The following is a 4,204-nucleotide window of genomic DNA, read 5'->3' as shown; positions in this document are numbered from 1 at the left end:
TGTAGTTTCTCTGCGACGCGTTCCCGGACGCTTCGCTCGACGGGTGAGCGGCGTCGCGGCGTCACGTTGAGTCGACCGCTTGATGTGTGCCGGGCACTAAGCAAACGGGGGTGCCGGAACACAGCCGCTCGAACGCACTTACGTCCTTCCTCGCGGCCGCAGTTCGAAACGCTGATCAGCACTCGCCTTTTTTCGCAGGTCCCGGCGGACAGTGATCGGGCCCATGCCCGTGATGGCGATGACGCTCTTCCCATTCGTCGCGATCCCAGTAGCGGCGTCCGTCGCAGTAACGGTCGCCATGCCAACCCGGCGACACGACGACCACCGCTGCCGGAGCGACCACGTCGGGCGGCGGCACGCCAATTGTTGAACATCGGCCAACCACATTGACCACAGCTGCCCAACTAGCGAAGCGCAGCTGATCAGGTCGGTCCGACCTGATTCCGTACAAGCTTTTGAACATCGCCGCCATCATCTACGGTCTCATTGGCGTACTGGTATTGTCGGGGATGGTCGCAAAAAGCGATGCGATGAAGGCATTCATGGTCCATTGGGTGGCGGGCGTGCTCATCTGGGCTCACACGGTTACCCCTATCGGTGCCCTGATTGGTGCGAGCATCGGTCACACACTTCCATCCGCCGCGATCACGGTGAAGTTCTTCATGTCGTTTTTGTGCTATTCGGTCGTCGTGCTAGGAGTCGTGGAGTCGGTGGTATTTTTTCCACGGTCAAGGCGCTTTCAAGCGCTTACATCGCGTGCGCAGGCATTCGGCCTGATCCTACTTATCACCGGACTTGTCGTGCAGTTGAACGCTGCGCTGCAGAATTTCAACGACTAACATTCTTTGCAGCACCGCTTTGGACACCAAGGAAAAGCCATATGAAACTCATCCCAATTGCGCTATCCCTGATCCTCACTGGCTGCGGCCAAGCATCGCATGATGCTTCGCCCACGGCATCAGGCCACTACCAACTGGCTGCGGATGGCGGCGGCAATGCGTGAAGACTAGATACGAACACAGGCGAAATGAAGCGCTGTTGGCAAGGCACCTCACCAGCAAAAACGGCGCCGAGTTGCTATACCGCGACTCAGGAGTGACGCGATCTTCCGCTGACTGATGACGCACCGTTATCTGCTGGCCATCCGTTCGCTGGAGTCAGAATACGCGAGACCGGTCGCTGAACCGTGCTCGACACGTTGCACACTTTTGCCGAGCGCGGGTAGATGCTCGCCGCGACATGACCGGCGAACTTGGATAGTTTTATGGCTTGGAGTCACCGGCGGCGCAGCGCCAGCGCTCGTGCAGGACTTCGCGTTTGCGACGGCCTGCGCATGAGCGAACTGGTCGGTACCTATCTCGGCAACATTGAGACCGACGCCCGGGGCGGTCATTGGGCTTGAACGCTGCGCGACGCCGACAAACCAGAAGTTCTCGAAAACCGCTCGATGTTCCTGGCCGATTCAGTGGGACGTGCCAATCCCCCGTCGGAGCACCACTCACGAAAACAGTGGCAAAGTTTCGACGGCAGTTTGGCGCCGACGCCGCGGCGACGAAGATCGACTGGCCCGTGCAGCAGTTTTGTCGCTGGTCGAGCCGAGCCGCCGGTTCAGATCCGACAGCGCCCGACAGACGGACGTGCGAGCGGGCGTCCCCGCCAATGCCAGTTCAAGCTGGTCCAGCAGTTCCGGCAGACTCACTCCCCCTGCTCTCTTTCGTGCGAACTTCCGCTTATGCATGAGGCCGCTCCCCTATAGCTGTCGAGATACGCGCTGGCATCGACGTCACGACCAATCGTCAAGCTCCAGCGACATCTGTTTCTTCGCGTTTGCGCCAGGAGCACCGTCGGATACATTTCCCTTTGGCGACGGTGGCTTCAGCACATCGAGATGGAAAACCACATCCACGCCGAGCCGGACAAATCCATCACTCTCCCGCTTCGGACTCTCAGCAATGTTCGGGATAGCGATGCTGCCCACTACCTCCTCCGCCCCGCTGTTCACGCTGCGTCGGCCAGCATCGAGTGACGACAGTCCGCCGCGGCGCACCGACACGCGTACTGCGCCCGGACGTCTTCATCCAGCGGATCCTCCGTGGCGAGCAGATATTCAATGAACAGTTCTTCACCGACCCCGATCGGCCGGAGCGTGTGGATGAAAATGCGACCGCCGTCTTCGATAGTCTCGCAGTTCGGCTCACAGGCGTGATTGAGCCAGCGCGCGCTATTGCCGCCACGGCTGCCGTCGATCACCCGCCCATCCGACAGCCCGAAAAGAAACGTATGGCCTTCGACGCCTTCGCGCTGGTGACGGCGCACCGCATTTCGCCACGAGGTAATTTCACCCTTGTACTCAAGCACGCGCTCGCCCGCCGCGAGCGCATGCATGGCGAACACGCCTTTGCCGTGAACTGGAGACCGCCGGACAATCACGCGCCGCATACTCTGTCCTTTCCCGATGTCAGCACCAGTATACGAGCAACAAATTTCCGCATCCAGTGCGATGGGATGAGCAGGCACTTACGACGTTCGGGCACCGGCGGCCATATCGACGCTGGAGAGGCACAGTATCTGTTCCGCAGGCATCCCGGAATGACCGACCGATCGGCACGCGAAGAGATCCAGCTTCAGAAAAGCTGATTACCCAGCTCACGCAGGCTGACCCACTTCACCGTGCTCACGAAGGTCCTGCCTGTGGTGTCGAGCGATTCAATCATCGCGCGTTGCCCGCGGGCTTCCGCAATGACGCGCACGATGCGCGTCCGGTAGCGCAGTAACGCACCGATCGTTGGGCACGAGATTTCGCGCCCGGTCCGCGATCGTTTCTTTTCCATACGGCTATCTATCTAGACATGCAGCGAATCGCAGGGGCCGCAGTACGTCGCGGCATCTCGCACTGATGCTACCAGGCCGGCTGGCCGAGGTCCAGGCCTTGCCCGATCACTCCGTGCCGTTGCTGCCGCCAGCACCTGGAGCGGCTACCCTGCCGGCAGCCCGCGCCATCGGCAGAAATCCGGCCGATGGCTTGCGTCCGGTCTCAGGCGCCGTTCACGGCATCCTTGAACGCCTTGCCCGCCGTGAACTTGACGGTCTTCGCGGCCGGGATCTGGATCTCGGCGCCGGTCGACGGATTGCGGCCGACCCGCGCGGCGCGTGCACCCGTCGAAAACGATCCAAAGCCGATCAGCTGCACGGTGTCGCCCTTTGTCACCGCGCCAGTGATCGCGGCAATCACTGCATCGATCGCGTCGCCCGTCGCCGCCTTGCTCCCGCCCGTCTTCGCGGCGACCGCATCCACCAGTTCCTGCTTGTTCATTGCTTTTCCTCTTTGTGGTTGTGAATGTCGCCACCGTACCCGATCCCCGCGCCTTTGCGCAATCAGCCGGCGGCCGGACTGATCCGCGATCACAGGCACTGCACGCATGTCACAGGCGTAAGCGGTGCATGACGCCACCGTTAAACCGGGCCTGTGCACCGGTCGCATCCTGGTGCTGTCGATCGCCCGTGTCAGCGGCATGAGTTTGATGACCAGGCGGGCGTAGCCCGCTCCGGCGACGCACCGGCGGGGCAATGCGGTCGCTCCCGGCGCGCCCGCGCGCACCGTCGGGTACGTCGGATGGAGCGCCCGCTGGCGGTCCGCGCCTTCTGCGTCTGCGCCCTGCGTGCTGTCCGGCGTCCGGGCCGCATCGCATTGATCCGGCTGCACGCGAGCCAGCTACCCGTCGGTGCCCAGCATGGTCACGCCAGGTGCGCGCCGGCGACGGCATCTGTCAGGTAGCCCTGCCCTTTCCCTCGCCGGCGCGCGTCATCAAGGCCGAGCCGATGGCTGCTCGTCTGGCGGCGGACTATCGCGAATTTGTGGCCCGCACGAAGGCGGACGGCGCGTTCTGGCGCAAGGCGAACAAGCTAGCCGAAGCAGCCCGGCTGTACCGGATAACGCAGGCCGTGGCAGACCAGACGCGGCGGGAACGCGAGTGAGGTGGCTGGCCACGGCATGCCATTCAATTCCAGTGGAACGATGGCACCGAAGACCGATGCCGGCAGTGATGACAAAATTAGTTGAAAACTATTAACAGATTTAGAGACGGTTTCAAAAAGACTTGAAGGGGCTGTTAACTTCATGGACATGCTGTTAACCTTGGTCGTCGTGACGACGGAGTCAAGGGGATGGGCAAGCCAATAATTGACGACGAATTGTGGAAGCGAA

The 4,204-nt window shown here is 61.7% G+C and carries 8 protein-coding genes; 2 read left to right on the top strand and 6 right to left on the bottom strand.

Annotation, left to right across the window (positions count from 1 at the left end):
- Positions 1–175 precede the first annotated feature (175 nt).
- Positions 176–463 carry a hypothetical protein gene (locus FSO04_RS48160; protein WP_414693532.1) on the bottom strand — a complete coding sequence of 96 codons (288 nt, stop codon included), beginning with the start codon at positions 461–463 and terminating at the stop codon, positions 176–178.
- On the opposite strand from FSO04_RS48160, the gene FSO04_RS45145 reads away from it, so the two are divergent.
- Both FSO04_RS45145 and FSO04_RS48455 read left to right on the top strand, forming a co-directional pair.
- The gene (locus FSO04_RS45145; protein WP_154567880.1) at positions 456–839 is read left to right on the top strand and encodes a hypothetical protein; all 384 of its coding nucleotides are present in this window, start codon (positions 456–458) and stop codon (positions 837–839) included. The two genes, FSO04_RS48160 and FSO04_RS45145, sit on opposite strands and share 8 nt — an antisense overlap.
- A gap of 41 nt (positions 840–880) precedes the next feature.
- Complete coding sequence (locus FSO04_RS48455; protein ID WP_267905118.1) at positions 881–1,003, top strand: hypothetical protein; 123 nt, start codon at positions 881–883, stop codon at positions 1,001–1,003.
- A gap of 780 nt (positions 1,004–1,783) precedes the next feature.
- Here the strand turns inward: FSO04_RS48455 and FSO04_RS45140 are convergent.
- The 5 genes from FSO04_RS45140 to FSO04_RS47300 all read right to left on the bottom strand — a co-directional run.
- A complete protein-coding gene (locus tag FSO04_RS45140) occupies positions 1,784–1,978 on the bottom strand; it encodes a hypothetical protein (protein ID WP_154567878.1) in 195 nt (64 codons plus the stop codon).
- A 20-nt stretch (positions 1,979–1,998) separates the two neighbouring features.
- Positions 1,999–2,439, bottom strand: coding sequence for an SET domain-containing protein (locus FSO04_RS45135; RefSeq protein WP_154567876.1), 441 nt, complete (start codon positions 2,437–2,439; stop codon positions 1,999–2,001).
- 185 nt (positions 2,440–2,624) lie between these two features.
- The gene (locus FSO04_RS45130; RefSeq protein ID WP_115779613.1) at positions 2,625–2,831 is read right to left on the bottom strand and encodes a hypothetical protein; all 207 of its coding nucleotides are present in this window, start codon (positions 2,829–2,831) and stop codon (positions 2,625–2,627) included.
- A gap of 203 nt (positions 2,832–3,034) precedes the next feature.
- On the bottom strand, positions 3,035–3,421 hold the full coding sequence (locus tag FSO04_RS45125; protein WP_414693531.1) for an HU family DNA-binding protein: 387 nt from the start codon (positions 3,419–3,421) through the stop codon (positions 3,035–3,037).
- 482 nt (positions 3,422–3,903) lie between these two features.
- Positions 3,904–4,204 (bottom strand): hypothetical protein (locus tag FSO04_RS47300; protein WP_206753091.1); only part of this gene is annotated, 301 nt, incomplete at its 5' end.

Source organism: Paraburkholderia madseniana, assembly GCF_009690905.1.
GTDB lineage: Bacteria > Pseudomonadota > Gammaproteobacteria > Burkholderiales > Burkholderiaceae > Paraburkholderia > Paraburkholderia madseniana.
The sequence above is the reverse complement of the archived record's forward strand: the minus strand, read 5'-3'. Positions and strand labels throughout refer to the sequence as shown.